This window comes from Arthrobacter sp. AOP36-A1-22 (genome assembly GCF_052377615.1).
Classification (GTDB): Bacteria; Actinomycetota; Actinomycetes; order Actinomycetales; family Micrococcaceae; genus Arthrobacter_H.
In genome coordinates this window covers 22746-46791 of record NZ_JBQSWX010000026.1, presented here as the reverse complement: position 1 = coordinate 46791, position 24046 = coordinate 22746, and the positions used below count along the sequence as shown (strand labels likewise).

Here is a 24046-nt window from a genome sequence, read left to right as displayed (position 1 = left end):
GGGCCGTGAGGCTGGAGGAGAGGACCTGTGCGGATTCGATGGTCACTCGACATCGCCACCGTTGGCCGAGGCGTAGTCCGCTGCCGAGAGCAGCGGTCCCTCTTCGGAAACCTCGACGGTGAACAGCCATCCGCCGCCGTAGGGGTCGTCGTTCAGCAGGGCCGGGTTGTCCTCCACGGCCGGGTTGGTCTCCACGATGGTGCCGGTCACCGGCGCGTAGAGGTCGGAAACCGACTTGGTGGATTCGACTTCCCCGCAGGTCTCCCCGGCGGTGACGGTCGAGCCGACCTCGGGCAGGTCGACGTAGACGACGTCGCCGAGTGCGTCGGCGGCGACCTGGGTGATGCCGACCTTGGTCGGGGTGGAGTCGTCAACCCACTCGTGCTCGGCGGAGTAACGGAGGGTCGAAAGAACCTTGCTCATGTGTTGTCCTTAGTCTCTGGATCCACGGATGTGGGGGATTTACTTCTGGCGGGAGTAGAACGGCAGGGCGACGACCTCGAAGGGCTGGGCCTTGCCACGGAGGTCGACATCCAGTGCGGTGCCGGCCTCGGTGAGTTCGACATCGACGTAGGCCAACGCGATGGGGTGGCCCAGCGTGGGGCTGGGCTGGCCCGAGGTGACCTCGCCGACGACGTTCCCGTCCTTCATCACAGCGTAGTGGGAACGTCCGGCTCGACGCCCCAGGCCCTTCAGACCCACGAGCTTGCGCGCCACGCCTTCGGCCTTCTTGGCTTCCAACGCGGTCCGCCCGAGGAAGTCCTCCTCCTTCTTGAAGGAGACGATCGGTCCCAGACCGGCATCGAACGGGGTGATGTCCGTGGACAGCTCGTTGCCGTAGAGCGGCATCCCGGCCTCCAGGCGCAGCGAGTCACGGCTGGCCAGTCCGGCGGGAATGAGCCCTGCCTCGGTGCCGGCCTCGAGCAGTGCCTTCCACAGGGTGGTGGCCTCGGCGTTGGGCAGGTACAGCTCGAAGCCGTCCTCGCCCGTATAGCCGGTGCGGGCCAGCATCACGTTGATCCCGGCGACGGTGACGTCATCGGCCGCGTAGTACTTCATCTCCTGGACGGTCTCGACGTCGGCGCCGGTGACCAGCCCGGTGAGGATCCCCGCGGCGGCGGGTCCCTGGATGGCGATCAGGGCCGTCTCGGCCGACTCGTCGGTGACGGTGACCTCGAAGCCGGCGGCGCGTTCGGCCAGTGCTGCCGCCACGACGTCGGCGTTGCCGGCGTTGGGGACCACGAGGAAGTCCTCCTCGGCGCGGCGGTAGGTGATCAGGTCATCGAGGATCCCGCCCTCGGCGTTGCAGATCACCGAATATTTGGCCTTGCCGATCTTCATGATGGCCATGTTCCCGGCCAGCGCACTGTTCAGGAACTTCGCGGCCTCGGGGCCTTCGACCCGGACCTCGCCCATATGGGAGAGGTCGAAGAGCCCCGCGGCTTCGCGGACGGCCTGGTGTTCGGCCAGTTCGGAACCGTATTTCAGCGGCATGTCCCAGCCACCGAAGTCGGTGAAATGCGCGCCCAGTGATTCGTGTTCGCCGTGCAGGGGCGTCTGCTTCGGCGTGGTGGTGGTTTCGGTGCTCACAGCTCAGGCTGCCTTTCGTCGGGTTCCGCGGATCCGGTCTAGTTCTCGAATGCCTCGGGTGGCGGGCAGGAGCAGATCAGGTTCCGGTCGCCGCCGGCCCCGTCGATGCGTCCCACCGGGGCGAAGTACTTGTCCTGGCGCAGCCCGGGCAGCGGGAAGGCCCCCTGCTCGCGGGTGTAGGCCCGGTCCCAGTCGCTGGAGACCACGGCGGCCGCGCTGTGCGGGGACAGCCGCAGCGGGGATTCCGCCGCGGTGAACTCCCCGGAAAGGACCTGCTCCATTTCGGCCCGGATCGCGATCATGGCGTCGATGAACCGGTCGATTTCCGCCAGGTCCTCGGATTCGGTCGGCTCCACCATCAGCGTGCCGGCGACCGGGAAGGCCAGTGTCGGGGCGTGGAAGCCGTAATCGATCAGGCGCTTGGCCACGTCCTCGGCGGTGATGCCGGTCTTGGCGGTGGCATCGCGCAGATCCAGTATGCATTCGTGGGCGACCAGGCCCTGGTTGCCGGTGTAGAGCACCGGGAAGTACTCGTTGAGCCGCGAAGCGACGTAGTTGGCGGTCAGCAACGCGTTCTTGGTGGCGTTGGTCAGGCCCTCGGCGCCCATCATGGCCACGTAGGCCCAGGAGATGGGCAGCACGCCGGCCGACCCGTAGGTGGTCGCGGCGACCGCGGTGCCGGTGCGTGCGGTGGCTTCGCCGGCCGGGGCTCCGGGCAGGAACGGGACCAGGTGCTCGGCCACGGCGACCGGGCCGACGCCGGGTCCGCCGCCGCCGTGCGGGATGCAGAAGGTCTTATGCAGGTTCAGGTGCGAGACGTCGCCGCCGAACTGGCCCGGCTGGCCGAGGCCGACCAGGGCGTTGAGGTTGGCTCCGTCGATGTAGACCTGTCCGCCGGCGGTGTGGACCTTATCGCAGACCTCGCGCACATCGTCGTCGTACACCCCGTGCGTGGACGGGTAGGTGATCATGATGCCCGCCAGTGCCTCGCGGTGGGTTTCGATCTTCGCGTCCAGGTCGGCGGAGTCGATGGTGCCGTCGGCTGCGGTCTTGACGACCACGACCTTCAACCCGGCCAGCACCGCCGAGGCGGCGTTGGTCCCGTGGGCCGAGGCCGGGATGAGGCAGACGGTGCGTTCGGCGTCGCCATTGGCCAGGTGGTACTGGCGGATGGCCAGCAGACCCGCGTATTCGCCCTGCGAACCGGCATTGGGCTGGATGGAGACCCCTGCGTACCCGGTGATGGCCGAGAGCCTGGATTCCAGGTCGTCGATCAGTTCACGCCAGCCCACGGTCTGGTGGGACGGGGCGTAGGGGTGGATGGAGGCGAACTCCGGCCAGGAGATGGATTCCATCTCGGCGGTGGCGTTGAGCTTCATGGTGCATGAGCCCAGCGGGATCATGGTGCGGTCCAGTGCCAGGTCGCGGTCCGAGAGGCGACGCAGGTAGCGCAGCATCTGGGTTTCGGAACGGACCGTGTGGAAGATCGGGTGGGTCATGTACTCGCTGGAGCGCACGACGGCGGCCGGAAGCTGTTCGGTGGCGGCGGCTTCGGCCTGTTCGATGGCGGCGGCCGCGTCGGCGACGCCGAAGGCCTCGGCGATCGCGACCAGGTGGGCGGTGGTGGTGGTCTCGTCGGTGGAGATGCCCACCGTGTCGGCGTCCAGGCGACGGAGGTTGATGCCGTTGTCCTCGGCGGCGGCCACCAGCTCATCGGCCCGGCCGGGGACCTGCAGGGTCAGCGTGTCGAAGAAGGATTCGTTGGCCACGGTGAAGCCCGCGTCACGGAGCACCGAGGCCAGCGCACCGGCCCGCAGGTGGGCCCGCTGGGCGATCGCCTTGAGGCCCTCGGGGCCGTGGTAGACGCCGTACATCGAGGAGGTGATGGCCAACAGCGCCTGGGCGGTGCAGATGTTGGAGGTGGCCTTCTCGCGGCGGATGTGCTGCTCACGGGTCTGCAGGGCCAGACGGTAGGCGGGTAGTCCGGCGTCGTCCTTGGACACCCCGACCAGGCGGCCCGGCAGCGAGCGCACCAGGCCGTCGCGTACCGACATGTAGGCGGCGTGCGGGCCACCGAAGAACAGCGGGACACCCAGGCGCTGGGTGTTGCCCACCGCGATGTCGGCTCCCTGCTCGCCCGGCGGGACGATGAGGGTCAGGGCCAGGATGTCGGCGGCGACGGTGACCATCGCCCCGCGCTCCTTGGCGGCGGCGATCACGCCTGCGTGGTCGGAGACCCGGCCCGAGTTCCCCGGCTGCTGGAGCACGATGCCGGAGATCTCGCCGTCGGGCAGCCCCTGGGACAGGTCGGCGATCTCGAGTTCGAAGCCCAGGGCCTCGGCGCGTCCCTTCACCACGGCGATGGTCTGCGGGAACATGTCGGCATCCAGGACGGTCTTGGCCTCGGCCTTGGCCTTGTTGGCGCGGCGCATCAGCAGGACGGCTTCGGCGACGGCCGAGGCTTCATCGAGCAGCGAGGCGTTGGCGATCGGCAGCCCGGTCAGATCCGAGACCATGGTCTGGAAGTTCAGCAGGGCCTCGAGCCGGCCCTGGGAGATCTCCGGCTGGTACGGGGTGTAGGCGGTGTACCAGGCGGGGTCCTCCAGGACGTTGCGCAGGATGACCGGCGGGGTGATCGTGTTGTAGAACCCCTGGCCGATCATCTGGGTCTTGACGATGTTCTTCGCCGCGATGGCACGCAGGTCATCCAGGACCTCGGCCTCGGAGCGGGCCGCCGGCAGGTCCAGGGGCTTGGCCTGGCGGATGTCGGCGGGGACCGCGGTGTCGACGAGATCGTCGAGGCTCGCGTAGCCGAGCTGCCGGAGCATGGTCTCGGTGGCGTCGCCGCGGGGGCCGATATGACGGTCGGCGAAGGCAAGTTCGCCGGCGGTGCTGGTGGTGGGACGGGCCGTGGTCTCGGTCATCAGGGGAACTCCAAGTGTGGTCGATGTGTGGTGCACACCGAATGAGCTTCGGTTCCTCCCCGACTCTGTATTGGACCTGAGAGATTCCGCTACGTCCGGAGTTGACCGGCCGCGGCTTGCACCGTCGGTGAGCGCTTCGCCTGCTGGTCGGGTGCCCCCGGCCGGCGATGCGTCTTCTTTCCAGAGTTGCCTCTGCGCGGCGGTACGGGGGCCTGAGAGATTCCCGGGGAGGGTATTGCTCCTACGGCGCCCGCCAGTGGATCTGACGGGACTCTCCCGCCGCAAGTCATAGGCGTGTGCCCTAGTGGACACGTCTTCATGATACGTGGAGACCCATGCCACGGACAACCTCCGCGTCGCGCCATCGATTTTCATATTCATGCATGATGGTGCGAAAATATGTAAGTTCATTTGCCGACACCGGCACCTGCCGCGATCCGACGGGCGCCGCCCGACCGCAGGCCCACCCGGCCCCGCCAAGGACCCAGTTGCAGATTCCATCGAAGCATCCAGCCCCGGACCTCCCTGCCCCGGCCGCCGGCCGCCGGCCCTTGACGCTGGGCCGGCAGCTCCTGCTCCGCAAGGACGTCGAAACACTACAGGCCGACGCCGGCCACGGTTCCGGCGGCGGGACCATGCGCCGCACCCTGGGGGTGCTGCAACTGACCATGATCAGCGTCGGTGCCACGCTGGGCACCGGCATCTTCGTCGTGCTGGGCTCCTCGGTGCCGATGGCCGGGCCCGCGGTCTGGATCTCCTTCACCATCGCCGGGGTGGCCGCCCTCCTTTCGGCGCTGTCCTACGCCGAAATGGCCGGGGCCGTCCCGGTTTCGGGGTCCAGCTACTCCTACACGTACGCGACCATGGGTGAAGGTCTGGCCTGGATCTGTGGCTGGTGCCTGCTGCTTGAATACGGGGTCTCGGTGGCCGCCATCGCCGTGGGCGCCGGGGAATACGTCAACGAACTCGCCGGGGTCTTCCAGCTGGACCTGCCCGCAGCGCTGACCAATCCCCCCGGAGCCGACGGCGGCCTGTTCAACGTCCCGGCCGTCCTGGTCGTCGCCCTGGCCATGGTCCTGCTGATGCGCGGGGCCAAGGAGTCCGCGACGGTGAACACGGTGCTGGTGTTCGTGAAGATCGTCGTGCTGCTCTTCTTCGTCGTCATCGCCTTCAGCGCCTTCCATACCGGGAACTTCACCCCGCTGCTGCCCATGGGCACCGCGGGCGTCTCGGCCGCGGCGGCCCGGCTGTTCTTCTCCTACATCGGTTTCGACGCCGCATCCACCGCCGGCGAGGAGGCGGTGAACCCGCAGCGCGATCTGCCACGGGCCATCATCGCCTCGATGATCATCGTGACCGTGCTCTACATCCTGGTCGCCATCGCCGCCGTCGGGGCCAAGGACTGGCAGTGGTTCATCGGCAAGGAGGCGGCCCTGGTCCAGGTCCTCGAAGCGATCACCGGCCAGGCCTGGGTGGCCCTGGTCTTCTCCGTCGGCGCGGTCGTGGCGATCATCAGCATCGTCATCACGGTGCTCTACGGCCAGACCCGCGTCCTGGTGGCCATGTCCCGCGACGGGATGGTCCCCCGCGTCTTCGGCCAGCTCAACCCACGGACCGGGACCCCGGTCCTGAACACCTTGATCACCGGCGGCGTCATCATGATCACCGCCGGATTGGTCCCCCTGGGGGAGTTGGCCGACGCCACCAGCATCGGCACGCTCTTCGCCTTCAGCCTGGTCAGCCTCTCGGTGATCCACCTGCGCCGCAACCGCCCGGAGCTGCCCCGCACCTTCCACGTACCGTTCTACCCGGTGACCCCGATCCTCGCGGTCGCCGGCTGCGTGTTCCTCATGGCCAACCTCGGGGTCACCACCTGGACCGTCTTCGGACTGTGGATGATGCTCGGCGCCGCCGCCTATCTGGCCTACGGGCGGCGCCGCTCCACGGCGGCCGCCTCCTATGCGGAAGCCCCACGGCACCCCGTCCGCTAGATCCCCCTCCACCGCCATCGGCTAGCGTGCCGGAAAACGCATATGTACCACTCAGCCCGAAAATGTAGATCCTGCCCACCCATGGTCTTGGGACAGTTCCTTGCGTATGGTGGGGCCATGAGCGATCCCACACCTCCTCCGCCCCAGCCCACCGGCCCCGCCATGCCCCCGACCGGCACACGCCCCGGGGAGCTCCTCGACCGGTTCCTGGCCCGGCTGATCGACGGCGTCATCCTGCTGATCGTCAACTTCCTGGTCGTAGGCCTGATCATCACCGGCGCGATCATGGGGGCCGGAGGAGCCGGCCTCGGGCTCGGCGGCAGAAGCTTCGGCGCGACGGCGGTGTCAGCGGTGGTCAGCGCCGTCATCTACGTCGGCTACTTCGCCTTCATGGAGTCCAGCCGGGGACAGACCGTGGGCAAGATGCTCATGAAACTGCATGTCGTGGGCGCCCAGGGCGGCCACCCGGATATGACCGAGGCGATCAAGCGGAACCTCTGGATGGGCTTCGGGATCATCGGAATCCTGCCGATCATCGGTACCGTACTTGGTTCGCTCGCCTCGCTGGCCGCGGCGATCGTCATCGCGGTGACCATCAACAACGACACCGTGAAACGCCAGAGCTGGTTCGATAAGTTCGCCGGCGGCACCCAGGTCATCAAGCAGGGCTGATCCGCTCCACCGGGGCCCCGGGCCGGGGCCCCGCTAGCCGGTGACCCCGCTGCTACCCAACCAGGTGCCGATGAGGAACGTGGCCCCCAGGGCCAGGATCCCGCCGACCACGACCCTCACCACCGGCTTGAACACCGGCGCTCCCCCGAGGCGCGCCCCCAGCCCCCCGGTCACGGCCAAGGCCACCAGGACGGCGAGGAAGGTCACCGGGATCCTCCACTGCGCCGGCAGCAGGACGGCCGTCAGGAACGGCAGCAACGCCCCGGCCGTGAAGGACACCGCGGACGCGGCGGCAGCACTCCACGGGCTGACCACGTCCTCGCGGTCGATATTCAGTTCGGCGTCGAGGTGGGCCCCCAACGCATCATGGGCGGTGAGTTCGGTGGCCACCGTCCGGGCGGTGGCGGCGCTGAGCCCCTTCCGCTCATACAGGTCGGCCAGTTCGTCGAGTTCCTCCTGGGGCAGGTGCGCCAGTTCGCTGCGTTCCTGGGCGATGAGGGCCCGCTGCGAATCCGCGGAGCTGGACACCGAGACGTATTCACCCAGCGCCATGGACACCGCACCACCGATTAGTGCCGCCGCCCCGGCGGCCAGGATCGGGCCGGTGGCAGTGGTCGCGCCGGCCACCCCGACCACGACGGCGGCGGTGGAGACGATCCCGTCGTTGGCGCCCAGGACCCCGGCCCGCAGCCAGTTCAACCGTTCGGCCAGTCCCCCGCCCTCATGCGGTTCGCCGTCGTGCTGGTTTGCTCCGGTGGATGGCTTCATGGCCACCAGTCAATCACTGCGCCGTCCTTCAGAGCCGGATGTAGGCCGGGTAGCGGGGGCCCATCGAGTCCCCCGAGGAGGTCCCCCGCACACGGCGCCCGATCCACGGCACCACGAATTCGCGGGTCCAGCGGGCGTTGGAGGCGAGTTGTTCCCTACGGGTCGGCTCCGGGGCGCTCTCCAGCTCCGGGGTCGCGATCGCGTCGGCGCCCTCGAGCAGGGTCAACACCTTCTTGGCCATCAGCGTATGCCCGGGGGGACCCATATGCAGCCGGTCCACCGCCCAGTACCGGAAATCGCTGAATTCACGCCAACGCCAGTAGTCGGCGACGAGGGCGCCATGGCGGTCAGCTGCTTCACGCACCCATTCGTTGTAGATGGCGGTCCGGCCCCGGGTCTTGCCGAAGACGGCCGAGGCCGAGGAGTCGAACCCGGTGAACACCACGACGGTTGCACCGGTGGCCCGCAGGCGGGCCACCATGTCGTCGTAACCGGCCATCAGCGCGTCGATATCCACCCGGGGGCGCAGGATGTCGTTGCCCCCGGCATAGAGCGTGACCAGGGTCGGTTCCATGGCCAGGGCCGTTTCGAGCTGTTCGTCGATGACCTGGTGGATCTTCTTGCCACGAATGGCCAGATTCGCATACCCCCAGGCCGGGTCGGCGGCACAGAGTTGCTCGGCCACCCGATCGGCCCACCCGCGGACGCCGTGGGGACGGGTCGGGTCCTCATCACCCACGCCTTCGGTGAAGGAGTCCCCCAGGGCCAGATACCGTTTCTCGAATTCCACCCGTCCAGCCTACGTCCACCGCTCTCCGGACGCCCGCCACCGGTCGATATGTATCCGCCCTCGGCGAAACCCGCCCGCCTGGGGCCGCCATGCGGGCCGGTCACAGGGTGTTCACAGTTCGGTTCGACAGGCTGGTTTCATGCAACACCGACAGGAACCCGTCCTCGAAAGGACCACCTCGTGAACATCCGCCAAGCCATCTTTGCTTCCGTGGCCTCCGCCGGGGTGTTGGCCGCCGGTTGGGTCGGCAGCACGCCACCGGTCGCCCAGGCGACACCGGCTCCCGCACCCTATCGACTCGGGTCCACCACGAGCGGTTCCGCGGTTGCGATCACCACGAGGCCGGCGGCCAGTCCCTCGACCCTGTCCAGTGTCAGGCGCCAGCAGCTGCGCGGTTCGGAGCCCGTCCAGCTCATCAGCACGCCGGACCACATGGCCCCGGCAGGTCTCGCGGGACCCCGGGCATGAGCGTGGTGGACGAAGCGACGGGCGGGCCGGCCGATCCGCGGATCCCGGAGCTGGCCCACCGGTCGTTCCAGGCCCTGGGCACGACGGTCGGCATCAGCGCGCCGCTGGAGCCCGACGAGCTCGACGCCGCCGTGGAAACGGTCCAGCGCATCTTCCTCGACGCCCAGACCTCCTTCGGCGTCGACGGCCAGGGCCCGGTGGAGAGCCTGCGTCGCGGGGACATCGAACTCCGGTACGCCCACCGCCGGTTGCGGGCGCTCTATGAGCAGGCGACCGTCTGGCGCCAGGCGACCGACGGTGCCTACACCCCGCACACCTCCACCGGACCGGTGGATCTGAGCGGGCTGGTCAAGGGGTGGGCCATCGCCCACGCCGGCCAGGCCATGATGGACCTCCAACTGCCGCATTGGTCGGTCACCGCCGGCGGCGACGTGCTGTGCAGCGGTTCGCCCTTCCCGGCAGAACCCACCGGAACCGACCCGTTCTATGGCAGGCATTGGCGGGCCGGGATCACCGATCCCTTCGATCCGGCGACCTTGGTCGCCGATGTGCCGTTGGCCGGGACCCCCGGGTTCACCGCGGCGTTGGCCACCACTTCGACGGGGGCGGGATCCGGGCCGAACGCCTATCTGCAGGTCAGCGTGTTGGCCGAGGAGATCGTCACCGCGGATGTGCTGTCCCAGGCCATCATGGTCGGCGGGGAATCCACCCTGGAGGCCGCCGTCCGCGATTTCGGGGTCGCGGTCCTGGTCTGCGGGCACGACGGCGAACTACTCGCCTCCTCGACCTGGCCCCTGCAGCAGAGCGCGTGAACCCCGGTGCCGCCGCTCAGCCGCCGGCGAGGGAGAGCAGGACCTGGCGTACGGCCACGCTGAGTTGCCCACCCCGGGTGCCGGTGCCGCTCTCCTCGGCCCGGGCCGGCACATAACCGAATCCGATGCCGTAGGCGGGGTCGGCGTAGGCCAGCGTGGCGTTGGCCCCGTCGTGGCCGAAGGACTGCCAGGACCCGAAGTCGTTGCGCGGGATCGATTTCATGAACATCACGGCGAACGCCCCGGTCAGCCCGTTGGCCCGGTCGAGGCCGAACACCTGCTCGGCGGCCACCGTCCCTCGCGTGTCCTCGGTCAGGAAGGGCCCATCGGCGGCCCCGTCGTCCCGGACGACGCCGGTGCTGGCCGCCGCATAGAGCCGCGCCAGGCCGCGGGCACTGGCCACTCCCCCGGCGGCCGCGAGGCCCGAGGCCCTGATCCGCCGGTAGTTGGGCAGGTCCAGCAGGTCGTAGCTGATGCCCTCTCCGATATCGAAGCCCGCCGTGGAGTTCAGCGCCAGACCCAGCGGACCATACGGGTCGATGAAGGGAAGCTCCGGGCTTTGCGCGGGTTTGAGCACCTCGCGGAACCGGGGCTCCTCGCCCTCGGGCAGACCGAGGTGGAAGTCGATGCCGAAGGGCTCCCGGATGCGGGTCTCGTAGACCTGCTGCAGGGTCTGCCCGGTGATGCGCCGGACGAGTTCCTCGGCGAAGATCCCGATGGTCAACGCGTGGTATTGGTGCGTGGAGCCGGGTTTCCAGACGGGAGGGGCGGCGGCCAGGCGTGCGGCGCCCTGGGATGATTCGGTGTAGTGCTCCACCGCCATGCCGCCGTCGACCCCCGGCAGCCCGGCCTGGTGGCTCAGCAGTTGCCCGACCGTGATGGCCTTCTTGCCCCGGGCCGCGAATTCCGGCCAATACCTGGTCACCGGTTCCTCCAAGTCCAGCAGGCCATCCTGCACCAGCAGGGCGATGACCATGCCGGCGGCCCCCTTGGAGGCGGAAAAGACCCCGGTCAGCGAATCCAGCTGTGAGTTCGGTCCCACCGCATGGTCGATGACGGGGTGCCCACCGGCGTAGACGCAGAGCTGGGCCGAGTAGTCGGGGTCCGCCGTGGCGAAGGATTCCAACAGCTCGGTGACGGGGGCGAAGCGCGGGTCGTTCACGGTGGGGCTCCTGGGCTCTGCCGATTCCGGGGAGGGGTCCCCGGCATTCGGGGATCTAGACTTCGGGGGTTTCCTGGCGGAAGCGCAACCGCCAGCGCTGCTCTTCACGCTGCCACAGGGAACCGACGGTGACCGCCGATTCCGTTCCGACCAGACGGTAGGTCAGGTGGATCGCCTCCACCCCCACGCGGATCGCCTCGAGCAGTTCGAAGGCACGGTCGATCCCGGGGCCGGCCGGCGGGGTCGACCATCCGCCGTGCGGGACGACGTCGTCCTCCTCGCCCACCTGATCGGCGGCTTCCAGCAGGTCCACGGCCCCCGAGGACAAGACGGTCACCGCGGTCTCGCGTTCGGTCAGCGTCCCCCGGGACGTGACTTCGCGGTAGTCCGGATGCAGCAGGAAGTTCAGCTGTCCCACTTCGCTGCGGACCCGAGGATCCAGCAACTCCCGTTCCAGGGCGACCACGGCATCGATCTCGGCGCTTCCGCGGCCCGTTTCGGCGGGGTCCTCGAGGGAGGAGAACAAGTCGTCCTGTTCCAGGGGGTCCGCACCGGTGGGGGCCGGCTCGGCCTGCGGGGAAGGGCCGGGGTCCGCCGGGCCGGCCTCAGGTGACCCGGATCCCGGGTAGCCCGGGCCCGCGTCGCTGCCCCGCCCGGACTGGTAGGCGGTGGCCGCAGCCCGGGCGCGGTCATCGGCCGCCTCGTTGAGGTGGTGCCCGGCATGGCCCTTGACCCATTCGAACCGGTAGTCGCGGCCGGTGATGGCCTCATCGATCTGCTTGAGCAGGTCCACGTTCAACACCGGCTTGCCGTCGGCCTTCTTCCATCCCTTGCGTTTCCACCCCGGCATCCACTTGGTGATGCAGTTGATGACGTATTGGGAATCGCACAGGATGTGCAGGTGCTCGTCGGCGACATGTTCGGTGGAACGGAACAGATCCAGCACGGCCATCAGTTCGCCCATGTTGTTCGTCCCGTGGGGCCAGCCGCCGGCCCGCCAGGCGGAGTCGTCGACGTACCAGGCCCAGCCGGCGGGTCCTGGGTTTCCAAGCGCGGAGCCGTCTGCGGCGGCGGTGATCGTCATGGGTTCCATCCTGCCATGCCACCCCGACGCTTCGCGTTGGCCCCCGACGGTAGCCAGGAGCCTGCCCATCGGGCACGCTGTCCCCATGCGCCCTCGCCTCATGGTTCCGCTGCTGGCCTTATGCCTGGCTCCAGTGGCAGGGTGCGGCTCCACCGGCGCGGGCCTGGAACTCCTCGATCGGCCGGCCACCGCGGAGGATGCCCTGCCAGCCGACACCGCCGTGGCGGGCTTCCAGCCGGGAACCACCCGGTTGCTCACCCGGACCGATGGCTTCTCCTTCTATCTGGCCCGGCCACCCCTGACGGGCGGTCCGGCGAACCTCCCGCCGGGGTGGGGGGCCTGCCTCATCGTCGCCGAGCCGGAGGTCATCACCTGCGGACCGCTGCCCTTGGAAACCCGGTTCCTCGGCGTCTCGGCCCGATTCGTGCCCGACGCTGAGCACACCCCGCACCCGGCACCCGAGGGGTGGGAACAGCTGCAGCGCCAGCTGTTCGTCAAGGGTCTGGACCACAGCAGCAGGACACCCCCACGCCATCCGGTTCCCGAGGACGAGGGGTAGCCAGAATCCAACGCGTCGGGGAGGCTGGCCCCATGCGACGTCACCTTCTGGTTCCGCTACTGGCCCTACCGCTCCTGGCCGGGTGCAGCAGCCCGGCGGATCAGGGCATCGAACTACTCGATGAGCCGGCCACCGCGCAGGACGAGTTGCCCTCCGATCTCCATGTCGGCGGATTCGAACCGGATACAGTGCGCTTTGCCGCCCAGGTCGACGGCCTCTCGTTCTATATGGCCCGCGCAGCCACCGGGGATGCCAGGCAGAGCGCCGAATCGGATGAGGGCCTCTGCCTGATCGTCGCGGAGGAAGATCACATCGCCTGTGCCGGCATGCCGTTCGACGTTTCGTTCTACGGCATCTCGGCCAGGATAGAGGCCGACGACTTCGAGGCCTCCAAACTGACCTCCGAGGGCTGGGACCAGGTCCAGAAAAACCTGTTCCTGAAGGGTCTTGACGATCGGGGGCAGCCCGGACGCAACGGGTAGCCGGACCTCAACCGGGATGGAGCGGGTTGTGCCCGGCGGTGACTTCCTCCCCGGCACGCACCGGTCCGGGCGCCGTTCCGGAGCCGAACGGGGAACCGCCCAGTTCCTCGCGTCCGTGGGCCTGGAGCCAGTTGTCCAGCGCGGGGCCCTGCGGCACGAATCCGGTGGGATTGATGTCCTCGTGCACGATGTAATAGTGCCGTTTGATCTGCGTGAAATCGACGGTGTCCCCGAACCCCGGGGTCTGGAACAGGTCCCGGGCATAAGCCCAGAGCACCGGCATCTCGGCGAGCTTGTTCCGGTTGCATTTGAAGTGCCCGTGGTAGACGGCGTCGAAGCGCACCAGGGTGGTGAACAGGCGGACATCCGCCTCGGTGATGGTCTCCCCCATCAGGTACCGCTGCCCGGCGAGGCGTTCCTCCAACCAGTCCATGGCAGTCCAGAGGCGCTGGTAGGCCTCGTCGTAGGCCTGCTGCGAACCGGCGAAACCACAGCGGTAGACCCCGTTGTTGACCTCGGTGAAGATCCTTTTGATGACCGGGGCCATCTCCTCCCAGCGCCCTGCAGGCAGCAGGTCGGGGGCCCCCGCCCGGTGGAACTGCTTCCATTGGGTCGAGAAGTCCAGCGTCATCTGCGGGTAGTCGTTGGTCACGACGCCGCCGGTGGGGATGTCCACCATTGCCGGAACGGTGATGCCCCGCGGGTAGTCGGGGAAGCGCCGGAAGAAGTTCTCCTGCAGCCGTTCGGTCCCCAGGACGGGGTCCCGGCCTCCGGGATCCAGATCGAAGGTCCAGGACCTGACATCGTGGGTCGGACCGGGCAGTCCGACACTGAACGCCTCCTCGAGCCCCAGCAGCCGGCGCACGATCAGGGCCCGGTTCGCCCACGGGCAGGCGCGGGCCGCCACGAGCCGATAGCGTCCGGCCTCCACGGGCCAGGCCCGGGCCCCCTCCGAGAGTCCGGCCCCGGGGTCCCCGATGGAGCCACCACCCTGGGCGGCTGAGGCCCGGACGGCCTCCGGATCGGCGACGATCCGATCATTGATGTAGTTCGTGTCACGGGTGAATTCCTCACCAACGTTCACATAGGCGCCGCGGGTGGAATACCGGTTCTCATCCATGGGCCCATCCTAGGCCGGTTCACGTCATCCCGCTGGCGTCATCGGGTCCCGGAACGATAAGTTAAGTGGACTTAACTCAAAGGATCCGTGCGATGAAACGAACTGGTTCGACGGCACCGTCCGTCGTGGAACGGCAAGGACACCCCCAGCGACGCCTGGTGTGGCTGCTGGGTCCGGCCTTCGTTGCGGCCATCGCCTATGTCGACCCCGGCAATGTCGCGGCGAACCTGACCGCCGGAGCCCAACACGGCTACCTGCTCGTCTGGGTGCTGGTGGCGGCGAACGTCATGGCCGTGATGATCCAGTACCTCTCGGCGAAGCTGGGGCTGGTCACCGGCAGGTCGTTGCCCGAGATCCTGGGCGCCCGGCTCTCGCGCGGCGGCCGCCTGGCCTTCTGGGGCCAGGCCGAGCTCATCGCCATGGCCACCGATCTGGCCGAGGTCATCGGCGGGGCCATTGCACTGCACATCCTCTTCGGCCTGCCGTTGCCGTTGGGCGGGCTGATCGTCGGGATCGTCTCGATGGCCCTGCTGACCATCCAGTCCCGGCATGGTCAACGCCCCTTCGAACTGGTGATCATGGCGCTGCTGGTGCTGATCACCATCGGATTCGTTGCGGGCCTGCTGGTCAGCCCGATGGACTGGGGTGCCGCCGCCGGCGGGCTCGTTCCCAGGTTCGAGGGCACGGGCACGGTCCTGCTCGCGGCCGGCATGCTCGGGGCCACGGTCATGCCCCACGCCATCTACCTGCATTCCTCCCTGGCCCGGGACCGGCATGGTGAAGGGCACACCGAATCGGGGATCCGGCGACTCCTGCATGCCAACCGTTGGGACGTCGTCCTGGCGTTGATCGTGGCCGGTTCGGTCAACATCGCGATGTTGTTGCTGGCGGCCTCGAGCCTACGCGGAGTGGAGGGCACCGACACGATCCAGGGCGCCCATGGGACCATCGTCGAGGCGCTGGGACCGGTCATCGGCGTCATCTTCGGCGTCGGACTCCTGGCCTCGGGCCTGGCATCGACCTCGGTGGGTTGCTATGCCGGTTCGGCCATCATGTCGGGCCTGCTGCAGCGCCGGATCCCCCTGCTGGCGCGCAGGGTCGTCACGCTGATCCCGGCACTGGCCATCCTCACCGTGGGGGTCGACCCGACCTGGGCCCTGGTGCTCAGCCAGGTCTTCCTCTCCATCGGCATCCCCTTCGCACTGGTCCCTCTGGTCCGCTATACGGGGATGCGTTCGGTGATGGGCCGGTTCATCAACGGCCTGGGCACCCAGGTCTTCGCGTGGGCGATCACCGTGGCCATCATCGCCTTGAATCTGCTGCTCATCTCCCTGACCGTCACGGGGGCCCAATGAGACAAGAACACACTCCGGCAACCCCGCCCCCGGGCTCCGGGGAAATCAGCCGCGTCGCCGAGGATTTCCTGAAGGCCATCTGGTCCGCCACCGAATGGGGCGGCTCCCCGGTCACCGGAAAGGCGCTGGCGGAACGCTTCGGGACCACCGCCGCCAATGTCTCCGACACCATGCGCCGGCTTCACGCCCAGGGGCTGGTCATCCACGAGCCCTACCAGCCGGTCCGCCTCACCGCCGCTGGACAACGCCATGCCGTGGCCATGGTCCGCAAGCACCGTCTCCTCGAATCCTTCCTGGTCCGTACGTTGGGGTATTCCTGGGAGGAGGTCCACGACGAGGCGGAGAACCTCGAACATGCCGTCTCGGACACGCTGATCGAACGCATCGATTCCCTGCTGGGGCACCCCGTCCACGACCCCCACGGAGACCCGATCCCCACCGTGGCCGGAGCCACGCGGCGTCCGGCACATGCGGTCAACCTCGCAGAGGCCCTCCCGGGAACCTATGAGGTCACTCGCATCTCCGACGAGGACCCCGGTCTGTTGCGCCTACTCGCCCGGCACGGGTTGCGCCCGGGCGCGCTGGTCGACATCGCGGCAGCCGAAGCCAATGGCTCCCTGGCCCTGGCCCCGCACGACGACGAGGCCCGGGTGGTGTTGCGCCCCGAAGCCATCCGGGCCCTGTGGGTCACCGCCACGGCCGCCGATCACTAGGTCATCCACGCTTTTGTGAATTCAGGATTAGCTGTACCGTGGTACTCATGCATCCCACCGCCACCGCCTCGCATACCGCCGCACTGTCCCGCTTCGGCCATGCCGTATCCGACCCCACCCGCGTCGGTGTGCTGCTGGCCTTGCGGGAACGACCGGCTTATCCGTCCGATCTGGCCGAGGCCCTCGGCGTCTCCCGGCAGGTCATGTCCAACCAGCTCGCCTGCCTGCGCGGCTGCGGGCTCGTCGAGGCGATCCCCGACGGCAGGCGTTCCTGGTATCGCCTGACCGACCCCCATCTGGCAGCTGCCATGGACGAACTACTCAAGGCCGCCCTGCGGATGGAACCCGACTGCTGTGCAGGGCCCGGATGCACGTGCTGAGGGCTCCCGGGGACCGCGACCAACGACGCGAGGTCCTGAAGCGCCGCATTCGGCTGATCGTGGCGTTGACGATCAGCTACAACGTCATCGAAGCAGTGATCGCCTTGGCCGCCGGCACCGCAGCGTCATCGGTGGCGCTGCTCGGCTTCGGCCTGGATTCCATCGTGGAAGTCCTCTCCGCCGCGGCAGTGGCCTGGCAATTCTCGGCCCCGGATCCGCAAAAACGGGAACGGACGGCACTGCGGTTGATCGCCTTTTCCTTCTTCGGGTTGGCGGTCTTCATCAGCATCGACGCGGTACTGACCCTGGCGGGGCTGCGGGAAGCCGAACACAGCACCGTGGGCATCGTCCTGGCCGCCGTCAGCCTCGTTGTCATGCCGTTCCTTAGTTTGTGGGAGCGCCGGACGGGCCAGGCCCTCGGGTCGGCCTCGGCCATCGCCGACTCGAAGCAGACGCTGATCTGTTCCTACCTCTCGGCGGCCGTGTTGTTCGGCCTGCTGCTCAACAGCCTCTTCGGCTGGACCTGGGCCGACCCGGTGGCCGGGCTGGTCATTGCCGTCGTCGCCCTGCGCGAAGGTCTCGAGGCCTGGCGGGGCGATGCCTGCACGCAACCGCTCTCGGCGATCACCGGCGAGGCCGAATCCGCCGGCTCGGACCCGCACTGCTGCTGATCCGCCCGGGCCGCCCCTGGGGGCAGTAGGCTGGTTCCACTCTGTCGGAAAGAGGGGCGCGGATGGAACTCGCAACAGGGGTCGTGCCGTCCCGGCCCTACGGCGCAACCACCGGCGGGAGCCGGGCCCCCGCACTCCCGGACCGCCTCACGGTTGCACACCGCGACCCCGGGGTCCCGCAGTGAATACCCGGGGCGTCTATCAACGCCTCGTCCGGGCGGATCGACGCGACCAGTCGCAGGCCCATCAACGGATCATCGCCCGCAACGGCCTGCGCCAGGTGGTCGCCAACTCGCTCCAGGCCGTCGGGGACCAGGTGGTCAACGCGAAGACCGTGTTGCCGTGGCTGCTCGCCTCGTTGGGAGCTCCGATGGTCCTGGTCGGGCTGCTGGTGCCCATCCGCGAGTCCGGATCCATGCTGCCGCAGGCGGCTATGGCCCCGATGGTGCAACGCCGGGGCCGGCGGACGACGGTCTGGATCATCGGCGCCGCGGGCCAGGCGCTGGCGACGGCGGCCCTGGCCCTGATCGCCGCGACGCTGGATGGACAAGCGGCAGGCGTGCTGCTCCTTGCAGCGCTGGCGCTCTTCTCGGTGTCCCGGTCGCTGTGTTCGTTGGCGGGCAAGGATGTGCTCGGGCGTACCGTGCCCGAAGGCGAGCGCGGTCAGATCAACGGGTGGTCCACGGTGTTCTCGGGCGCCGTCGCAATCACCCTGGGGCTGTTGATCCGTCTGCTCGGTGGTGATGACGTCTCGACAATGGTGCTGGCGGCCTTGCTTGGGGCTGCCGCTCTGGCTTGGGTCCTGGCCGCAGTGGTGTACCGGGGAGTCCGCGAGCCCGAGCAGGAGGATCCGCCGGCTTCGGCTGTCGAGGACGAGGGGTGGGCCCGTTCGGCATGGAACCTGCTGCGCAGCGATGCCGGGTTCCGCCGATTCGTCGTCGCCCGCGCCCTGTTGCTGGTCTCCGCGCTCAGCCCGCCCTTCGTCGTTGCCCTCAGTGCCGCAACCGGCGATGCCGGGCTCGGGTCGCTCGGTCCGTTCGTCATGGCCCAGGGCGTGGCGGCTTTGGTGGGTGGACGGCCCTTCGGCCGCTGGGCCGATCGCTCCTCACGCCGGCTGATGCTCTGGGGTGCCGCCTTCGCCACGCTCGTCGTGGTCCTGTTCCTCGCCGTCGTGCTGTTCATCCCGGGTAGCCGGGAACTGTGGTGGATCTATCCGGCGGTCTATCTGGTCCTGGTCCTGAGCCATACCGCGGTGCGGGTGGCACGGAAGACGTATGTGGTCGACCTCGCCGAGGGAGATCTCCGCACCCGGTACATTGCCGTGGCCAACACGGCGATGGGGGTCCTGCTTTTGGTCGCCGGTGCGATCTCCGGCGCCCTCGCCGCGCTGGGCCCCGAAGCCGCGCTGGGTTTCCTGGCCGTGCTCGGGGTCGCAGGGGTCGTCGTGAGCCATTCGCTCCCCGAGACCGGGAAAACCGGCTAGCTGCCGCACGGCACGCGGCAGTGGCCGGCCGTGACCGGGGCCTACCCCCTCGCCTTTTCGAACGCGGGGGCGCGTCGCTGATCGAAGATGGTGGCCCCCACCTCCTGCTCGGCCTGGTTGTTGATGGACAGGTTGATCCCGGGCCGATCCCGCAGGATCAGCACTGCGGCAATGGCCACGACGGTCATGAGCAGCAGATAGACCGAGATGGATGCCCCGGTGCCGGTGGCGTTGATCAGGGCCTGGGCGATGGTCGGGGCGAAGGCCCCACCCAGGATCGCCCCGAGGGCATAGGAGATCGACACCCCGGAGAACCGCACGGAGGCCGGGAATATCTCTGAGTACCAGGCGGCCTGCGGACCGTAGGTCAACCCGAGCCCGATCGTGAACAGTCCCAGCGCGAGGTAGAGCAGTGCCAGTGAGCCGGTATCGATCATCCAGAAGAGCGGGAAGACCATCAGTATCTGGATGCCGAAGCCGATCAGGTAGGTTCGTTTGCGCCCGATCTTGTCCGCCAGCACCCCGGCGGCGAAGGTGAAGATGAACCACATGGCAGCGGCGAAGGTCATGGCCACCAGGACATCCGTGCGGTCCAGGCCCACGGCATCACTGGTCGCGTAGCTGGGGATGAATCCGCCGGTGGCCATGTAGCCCGCGGCGTTGTTGCCCGCGAAGACCAGCGCGGCCAGGAGCACCAGCAGCCAATGCTTGCGGAACAGCTCGGCGATCGGCACCTTGGTCTGCTGCTTCTTCTCCGCGATCTCCTGGAACACCGGGGATTCGTCCACCGCACGGCGGACCATGTAGCCGACGGCGATCAGCACGACGCTGAGCAGGAACGGGATCCGCCACCCCCACTGGACGAAGGCCTCCCCCGGGGAGATCCACCCGGTCATCAGTGCGGTCACGCCAGTGGCCAGCAGCAGGCCCAGCGGCACACCCAGCTGGGGGAATGCGCCGGCCCGACCCCGGCGGTCCGCCGGGGCATGCTCGACGGCCATCAGTACCGCTCCACCCCATTCGCCGCCGGCGGAGACCCCCTGCAGGATCCGCAGCAACAGCAACAGGATGGGGGCCAGGATCCCGGCGGTCCCATAGGTCGGCAACACGCCGATGAGGGTCGTCGCGGAGCCCATCATGATCAGCGTGATGACCAGCATCGGTCTCCGGCCGATCCTGTCCCCGTAATGCCCGGCAAGGAACGCCCCCAGCGGCCGGAAGAGGAAGCTGATGCCCACGGAGGCGAAGGCGAGCAGCAGTCCGATGGACTCCCCCGCCGGAGCGAAGAACACATGGGCGAAGACCAGGCCGGCGGCCGTGGCGTAGATGAAGAAGTCGTACCACTCGATGGTGGTCCCAACGATCGTGGCAAAGGCGACGCGTCGCTGGGTCTTGCGTGCGTGGGCATCGAGCCGTGCTGTGCTCATGGTTCACTCCTGGACTGGTGTGGCGGTTCCGGCGCCCCCCACCTGGCTTCTGCTGCGCGACGACGTCTCTGGCGCCACCTACAGATCCTGACTTAGTATACTAAATCGTATATTATCCAGTGTGAGGGACGACACCCCCGCCGTCAACCCCGTCTCCGCCCCGGGGCGCCGAGTCGCACGAGCCCCGACGCCGGCATCGGAACTAAACTCACACCATGTCTTCCGTGATCCCGCCCGCCGTCATGGCGGGCTTGAAAAAAACGGCCGCCCGATTGGCGCTGGCCTTCGTGGCCTTGCAGGCCACGGTGGTGGCCGGCCTGGTGATCTTCGATTCGCTCAAACGCCGCCAACGGACCCGCCGGGCGGGGTTCCCGCGCCCGGGGGCATTCGACGCCCCCGTCAAGGACTCCGAGACGAAGATCTACACCTACGGCGAAGACGTCTACGCCGATATGCTCGCCGCCATCCGCGGCGCCGAAGAACACGTCTTCCTGGAGACGTACATCTGGAAGTCCGACGCGACCGGACAACGCTTCAAGGAAGCCTTGAACGATGCCGCGGCCCGCGGGGTCGACGTCTTCGTCATCTACGACGGCTTCGCCAACCTCGTCGTCCCCCGCTCCTTCTTCCGGTTCCACCCCGGGGTCCACGTGTACCGGTTCCCCGTCCTGCGCCCCTCACGGTTGTTCACCCCGCTGCGAAGCACCGGCCTGGACCACCGCAAATTGCTAATCGTGGACGGCGAAACCGGCTTCGTCGGCGGCTACAACATCGGGGATCTCTACGCCACCGAATGGCGCGATACGCATCTGCGCCTCAAGGGTCCGGCGGTCTGGGAACTGCGCCAGGCATTCCTGGACGTCTGGAACACCGCCTGCGGCCGGCCGGAAATCCCCCACCAGCCGGCGCTGACGTGGGATCCGCACATCCGCACGGCCAACAACATCCCCTCCCATCTGGTGTACCCGATCCGGGGGGTCTACCTCGACGCCATCAACCGGGCCAGCGATCACATCTACATGACCACCGCCTACTTCATCCCCGATCGGCAGATCCTTGATTCACTGCGGGCCGCCAGCAGGCGGGGCGTCGATGTCAGGCTCATCCTCCCGGAGGATTCCAACCACGTCCTGGCCGACTGGCTGGCCCGGGGGTTCTTCACCACCATGCTGCGGGAGGGGATCTCCATCCTGCTCTACCGCGACGCCATGATCCACGCCAAAACCGCCACCATCGACGGCCAATGGTCCACGATCGGCACCGCCAACATCGACCGGCTGAGCCTGACCGGGAACTACGAGACGAACCTTGAGATCCACGACCCGGAGTTCGCGGCGAAAATGGAGAGGATCTTCAAAGTCGACAGCACCAACTGCCGGGAACTGACGCTGTCCGACTGGAGCCGGCAGAACCCGGCTGCCAAGATCAGCGAAGTCATCCTCATTCCGTTGCGCCCGTTCCTCTAGCCGTCCATCCAGCGCGACCGGAGCCCGCCCCTGCGAAGGACCGCGGCGCGCCCCGGGCGTCGGCCCGACTGCCAGTTGCCTCCTACGGTCCGCACAGTCGGCTCCCAGCCGGCGCTCCTAGGCTGGGGAGTACCTCAAGAAGGTGCGAGTGATGAAAAGGCCCTTGGAAACCAGGCTGGGTTTCCAAGGGCCTACTCTTGTCCCGGACCGGCCCCAGGCCGCGCCGCGGGCCCACCCGGCTGCTACCACGAGCCGACCGGCCCGCTGTCCTCCAGCCGCAGTTCGTCGGCCGCGGCACGGACCCTCAGCAGGCGGGCGAACGGGCCATCGGCCGACCGCAATTCGGCGGGGCTCCCCCGTTCGACGATTCGCCCCGCGTCCAGCACCACCAGCTGATCGGCCCGCTCCACCGTGGAGAGCCGGTGCGCGATCGTCACCGTGGTCCGTCCCTCCGAAAGCCGGTCCAGGGCGGCCTGGACCTGGGCCTCGGTCGTGTTGTCCAAGGCCGAGGTGGCTTCGTCCAGGACCAGGATCCGCGGATTGCGCAGGATGGTCCGGGCAATCGCCAGACGCTGCTGCTCCCCGCCGGAGAACCGGTGTCCCCGAGCCCCGACGATCGTCTCCAGCCCGACCGGCAACGCGGCGATCAACTCATCGATCCGCGCTGCCTCGAGGGCCGCCCACAACTGCTCGTCGGTGGCTTCGGGGGCCGCCAGGCGAAGGTTCTCCCGGATGGAGGCGTGGATCAGATAGGACTCCTGGGAGACCACCCCGACGATCCGGGCCAGGTCGGCGGGGGCCAGGTCCTTCACGTCGACCCCGTCGATGGTGATGCGCCCCGCGCTCGCCTCGTGCAACCGCGGGACGAGGGCCCCGAGGGTCGTTTTCCCCGACCCCGTCGCCCCGACGATCGCCGTCGCGGTCCCCGCGGGCACCACCAGATCGATATCGGCCAGGGCCCGGGATTCGCCGTCGTACGAGAACCCCACGCCTTCGAAGCGCAGTTCCCCGCGGACGGTGTCGGGGTCGATCCGCACGGGGTGATCGGGGGCGGTGATCTCCGGGACCAGGTCCAGGTATTCGAAGATCCTGCTGAAGAGTGCCATCGCCGTGACCCATTGGACCCCGACGTTCAGCAGTCCCATGATCGGGCGGAAGATGGTCGACTGCAGTGCGGTGAAGGCGACGATGGTGCCGATGGTCATCCCGCCGGTGGCGGCCGGGAAGCCGCCGGCGAGGTAGATGGCCGCGGGGATGGCCGCGAAGACGATCTGCATGGTGGCCATCCGCCAGCGTCCGGCCAGTTGCGAGCGCAGTTCGAGCCCGATGAGCCGGTGCGAGCTGGCGGTGAAGTCCGCGGCGTCGCGTTCGGTGGTGCCCAGCGTCTTGGCCAGGCGCACCCCGGATACCGAGAGGCCCTGTTCGACCTGGGTGTAGAGGTTCGCCAACTCCGCCTGGCGGTCCGCGGTGATATCGCGTCGCAGCAGGGCGACCCGGCGGCTCAGGAAGACCGCCGGCGGGATGACGATGAGCGAGAGGATGCTGAGCATCGGGGACAGGGCGACCATGGCGATGGCCGTGGCGACGGCGGTGGTCAGGTTCGTGGCGATGGATGTTGCCGTGGTGGTCACCACCGATTGCATTCCGGCGATGTCGCTGGTGAGCCGCGACTGGATTTCTCCCCCGCGGGTCCGGGTGAAGAAGGCCAGGGACTGGGCCTGGAGGTGGGTGAACATGCCGGTGCGCAGGGTGTGCATGACCCGTTGGCCCATGTCGGTGGCCATCCAGGTCTGCACGACGCCGATCAGGGCGGTGATCGCCGCGATGACGACCATGGCCCCGGCCAGCCAGGCCAGCAGCGGGACGTTTCCGTCGGGGATGGCGTCATCGATGATGCCGCGGATCAGGAACGGTTGGGCCAGGCCGGCCACCGACGCCACGCTGATGAGCAGCATCAACACGGTGATAATCTTCCGGTGCGGGGCGAAGAGCCCGGCGACCCGGCGCAGGCTCACCGGATGGCGGGCGAGCTGGTTGCGGTCATCGGCGCTGATCCTGCCGGGGCCCCCACGGCGGGGGGAGGGTGGTTCTGGAGTCCGTGCCGGTTTCATCGGCAGCACCTCCTGGGT

Annotated in this window: 22 protein-coding genes and 1 riboswitch; of the genes, 12 read left to right on the top strand and 10 right to left on the bottom strand. The window is 68.4% G+C overall.

Annotated features, from left to right (window positions below):
• Positions 1-42 precede the first annotated feature (42 nt).
• The 3 genes from gcvH to gcvP are packed head-to-tail and all read right to left on the bottom strand — an operon-like array spanning position 43 to position 4514.
• Positions 43-423 (bottom strand): glycine cleavage system protein GcvH, encoded by a 381-nt coding sequence (gcvH, locus tag ACT3S2_RS13685; RefSeq protein WP_444555572.1) that lies wholly within the window; start codon positions 421-423, stop codon positions 43-45.
• A gap of 39 nt (positions 424-462) precedes the next feature.
• Positions 463-1590 carry a glycine cleavage system aminomethyltransferase GcvT gene (gcvT, locus tag ACT3S2_RS13680; RefSeq protein ID WP_444555571.1) on the bottom strand — a complete coding sequence of 376 codons (1128 nt, stop codon included), beginning with the start codon at positions 1588-1590 and terminating at the stop codon, positions 463-465.
• A gap of 38 nt (positions 1591-1628) precedes the next feature.
• Complete coding sequence (gene gcvP, locus ACT3S2_RS13675) at positions 1629-4514, bottom strand: aminomethyl-transferring glycine dehydrogenase (protein ID WP_444561804.1); 2886 nt, start codon at positions 4512-4514, stop codon at positions 1629-1631.
• A 190-nt stretch (positions 4515-4704) separates the two neighbouring features.
• Positions 4705-4803: riboswitch (glycine riboswitch) on the bottom strand.
• Positions 4804-5008: 205 nt separating this feature from the next.
• On the opposite strand from gcvP, the gene ACT3S2_RS13670 reads away from it, so the two are divergent.
• A complete protein-coding gene (locus ACT3S2_RS13670) occupies positions 5009-6505 on the top strand; it encodes an amino acid permease (protein WP_444561805.1) in 1497 nt (498 codons plus the stop codon).
• Positions 6506-6622: 117 nt separating this feature from the next.
• Positions 6623-7177, top strand: coding sequence for an RDD family protein (locus ACT3S2_RS13665; protein ID WP_444561803.1), 555 nt, complete (start codon positions 6623-6625; stop codon positions 7175-7177).
• 33 nt (positions 7178-7210) lie between these two features.
• Here ACT3S2_RS13665 and ACT3S2_RS13660 read toward each other — a convergent pair whose 3' ends face one another.
• Together ACT3S2_RS13660 and ACT3S2_RS13655 are read right to left on the bottom strand one after the other, a co-directional pair.
• Entirely contained in the window at positions 7211-7945 is a 735-nt protein-coding gene (locus ACT3S2_RS13660; RefSeq protein ID WP_444561802.1) for a VIT1/CCC1 transporter family protein, read from the bottom strand.
• 28 nt (positions 7946-7973) lie between these two features.
• A complete protein-coding gene (locus ACT3S2_RS13655) occupies positions 7974-8735 on the bottom strand; it encodes an SGNH/GDSL hydrolase family protein (RefSeq protein ID WP_444555568.1) in 762 nt (253 codons plus the stop codon).
• Between the two features lie 180 nt (positions 8736-8915).
• Between ACT3S2_RS13655 and ACT3S2_RS13650 the strand changes: the two genes are divergently transcribed.
• Together ACT3S2_RS13650 and ACT3S2_RS13645 are read left to right on the top strand one after the other, a co-directional pair.
• Positions 8916-9203: a hypothetical protein gene (locus tag ACT3S2_RS13650; RefSeq protein WP_443384133.1), complete on the top strand. Its 288-nt coding sequence runs from the start codon at positions 8916-8918 to the stop codon at positions 9201-9203.
• Positions 9200-10015: an FAD:protein FMN transferase gene (locus ACT3S2_RS13645; protein ID WP_443384132.1), complete on the top strand. Its 816-nt coding sequence runs from the start codon at positions 9200-9202 to the stop codon at positions 10013-10015. Before ACT3S2_RS13650 ends, ACT3S2_RS13645 begins: the two co-directional genes overlap by 4 nt.
• Before the next feature lie 16 nt (positions 10016-10031).
• On the opposite strand, the gene ACT3S2_RS13640 is transcribed toward ACT3S2_RS13645, so the two are convergent.
• Positions 10032-11177, bottom strand: a complete 1146-nt coding sequence (locus tag ACT3S2_RS13640; RefSeq protein WP_444555567.1) for a serine hydrolase domain-containing protein — start codon at positions 11175-11177, stop codon at positions 10032-10034.
• Between the two features lie 55 nt (positions 11178-11232).
• Positions 11233-12261, bottom strand: coding sequence for an RNase H family protein (locus tag ACT3S2_RS13635; protein ID WP_444555566.1), 1029 nt, complete (start codon positions 12259-12261; stop codon positions 11233-11235).
• An 85-nt stretch (positions 12262-12346) separates the two neighbouring features.
• Between ACT3S2_RS13635 and ACT3S2_RS13630 the strand changes: the two genes are divergently transcribed.
• Positions 12347-12820: a hypothetical protein gene (locus ACT3S2_RS13630; protein ID WP_444555565.1), complete on the top strand. Its 474-nt coding sequence runs from the start codon at positions 12347-12349 to the stop codon at positions 12818-12820.
• Between the two features lie 32 nt (positions 12821-12852).
• The gene (locus tag ACT3S2_RS13625) at positions 12853-13302 is read left to right on the top strand and encodes a hypothetical protein (RefSeq protein ID WP_444555564.1); all 450 of its coding nucleotides are present in this window, start codon (positions 12853-12855) and stop codon (positions 13300-13302) included.
• Between the two features lie 7 nt (positions 13303-13309).
• Here ACT3S2_RS13625 and ACT3S2_RS13620 read toward each other — a convergent pair whose 3' ends face one another.
• On the bottom strand, positions 13310-14422 hold the full coding sequence (locus ACT3S2_RS13620; protein ID WP_444555563.1) for a glutathione S-transferase family protein: 1113 nt from the start codon (positions 14420-14422) through the stop codon (positions 13310-13312).
• A 92-nt stretch (positions 14423-14514) separates the two neighbouring features.
• Here ACT3S2_RS13620 and ACT3S2_RS13615 point away from each other — a divergent pair, with 92 nt between their 5' ends.
• From ACT3S2_RS13615 to ACT3S2_RS13595, 5 genes are all read left to right on the top strand, one after another.
• Positions 14515-15777 carry an Nramp family divalent metal transporter gene (locus tag ACT3S2_RS13615; protein ID WP_444555562.1) on the top strand — a complete coding sequence of 421 codons (1263 nt, stop codon included), beginning with the start codon at positions 14515-14517 and terminating at the stop codon, positions 15775-15777.
• A complete protein-coding gene (locus ACT3S2_RS13610) occupies positions 15774-16490 on the top strand; it encodes a metal-dependent transcriptional regulator (protein ID WP_444555561.1) in 717 nt (238 codons plus the stop codon). Before ACT3S2_RS13615 ends, ACT3S2_RS13610 begins: the two co-directional genes overlap by 4 nt.
• Positions 16491-16537: 47 nt before the next feature.
• Positions 16538-16870 carry an ArsR/SmtB family transcription factor gene (locus ACT3S2_RS13605; protein ID WP_444555560.1) on the top strand — a complete coding sequence of 111 codons (333 nt, stop codon included), beginning with the start codon at positions 16538-16540 and terminating at the stop codon, positions 16868-16870.
• Positions 16858-17541, top strand: a complete 684-nt coding sequence (locus tag ACT3S2_RS13600) for a cation diffusion facilitator family transporter (protein ID WP_444555559.1) — start codon at positions 16858-16860, stop codon at positions 17539-17541. The genes ACT3S2_RS13605 and ACT3S2_RS13600 overlap by 13 nt, the downstream gene beginning before the upstream one ends.
• A 181-nt stretch (positions 17542-17722) precedes the next feature.
• Positions 17723-19024, top strand: a complete 1302-nt coding sequence (locus ACT3S2_RS13595) for an MFS transporter (RefSeq protein ID WP_444555558.1) — start codon at positions 17723-17725, stop codon at positions 19022-19024.
• Between the two features lie 41 nt (positions 19025-19065).
• Here the strand turns inward: ACT3S2_RS13595 and ACT3S2_RS13590 are convergent, their stop codons facing one another.
• Entirely contained in the window at positions 19066-20451 is a 1386-nt protein-coding gene (locus tag ACT3S2_RS13590) for an MFS transporter (protein ID WP_444555557.1), read from the bottom strand.
• A gap of 215 nt (positions 20452-20666) precedes the next feature.
• Between ACT3S2_RS13590 and ACT3S2_RS13585 the strand changes: the two genes are divergently transcribed.
• Positions 20667-21917, top strand: a complete 1251-nt coding sequence (locus tag ACT3S2_RS13585) for a phospholipase D-like domain-containing protein (RefSeq protein WP_444555556.1) — start codon at positions 20667-20669, stop codon at positions 21915-21917.
• Positions 21918-22159: 242 nt separating this feature from the next.
• Here ACT3S2_RS13585 and ACT3S2_RS13580 read toward each other — a convergent pair whose 3' ends face one another.
• On the bottom strand, positions 22160-24028 hold the full coding sequence (locus ACT3S2_RS13580; RefSeq protein ID WP_444555555.1) for an ABC transporter ATP-binding protein: 1869 nt from the start codon (positions 24026-24028) through the stop codon (positions 22160-22162).
• Positions 24029-24046 lie beyond the last annotated feature (18 nt).

Excerpts from the sequence above, each read along its gene's own strand:
- ACT3S2_RS13590 (WP_444555557.1), bottom strand. The coding sequence starts at position 20,451 with ATGAGCACAGCACGGCTCGATGCCCACGCACGCAAGACCCAGCGACGC.
- ACT3S2_RS13665 (WP_444561803.1), top strand. The coding sequence starts at position 6,623 with ATGAGCGATCCCACACCTCCTCCGCCCCAGCCCACCGGCCCCGCCATG.
- ACT3S2_RS13625 (WP_444555564.1), top strand. The coding sequence starts at position 12,853 with ATGCGACGTCACCTTCTGGTTCCGCTACTGGCCCTACCGCTCCTGGCC.
- ACT3S2_RS13600 (WP_444555559.1), top strand. The coding sequence starts at position 16,858 with ATGCACGTGCTGAGGGCTCCCGGGGACCGCGACCAACGACGCGAGGTC.
- ACT3S2_RS13610 (WP_444555561.1), top strand. The coding sequence starts at position 15,774 with ATGAGACAAGAACACACTCCGGCAACCCCGCCCCCGGGCTCCGGGGAA.
- ACT3S2_RS13630 (WP_444555565.1), top strand. The coding sequence starts at position 12,347 with ATGCGCCCTCGCCTCATGGTTCCGCTGCTGGCCTTATGCCTGGCTCCA.
- ACT3S2_RS13585 (WP_444555556.1), top strand. The coding sequence starts at position 20,667 with ATGTCTTCCGTGATCCCGCCCGCCGTCATGGCGGGCTTGAAAAAAACG.
- ACT3S2_RS13660 (WP_444561802.1), bottom strand. The coding sequence starts at position 7,945 with ATGAAGCCATCCACCGGAGCAAACCAGCACGACGGCGAACCGCATGAG.
- ACT3S2_RS13580 (WP_444555555.1), bottom strand. The coding sequence starts at position 24,028 with ATGAAACCGGCACGGACTCCAGAACCACCCTCCCCCCGCCGTGGGGGC.
- ACT3S2_RS13605 (WP_444555560.1), top strand. The coding sequence starts at position 16,538 with ATGCATCCCACCGCCACCGCCTCGCATACCGCCGCACTGTCCCGCTTC.
- ACT3S2_RS13645 (WP_443384132.1), top strand. The coding sequence starts at position 9,200 with ATGAGCGTGGTGGACGAAGCGACGGGCGGGCCGGCCGATCCGCGGATC.
- gcvP (WP_444561804.1), bottom strand. The coding sequence starts at position 4,514 with ATGACCGAGACCACGGCCCGTCCCACCACCAGCACCGCCGGCGAACTT.
- ACT3S2_RS13635 (WP_444555566.1), bottom strand. The coding sequence starts at position 12,261 with ATGACGATCACCGCCGCCGCAGACGGCTCCGCGCTTGGAAACCCAGGA.
- gcvH (WP_444555572.1), bottom strand. The coding sequence starts at position 423 with ATGAGCAAGGTTCTTTCGACCCTCCGTTACTCCGCCGAGCACGAGTGG.
- ACT3S2_RS13620 (WP_444555563.1), bottom strand. The coding sequence starts at position 14,422 with ATGGATGAGAACCGGTATTCCACCCGCGGCGCCTATGTGAACGTTGGT.
- ACT3S2_RS13615 (WP_444555562.1), top strand. The coding sequence starts at position 14,515 with ATGAAACGAACTGGTTCGACGGCACCGTCCGTCGTGGAACGGCAAGGA.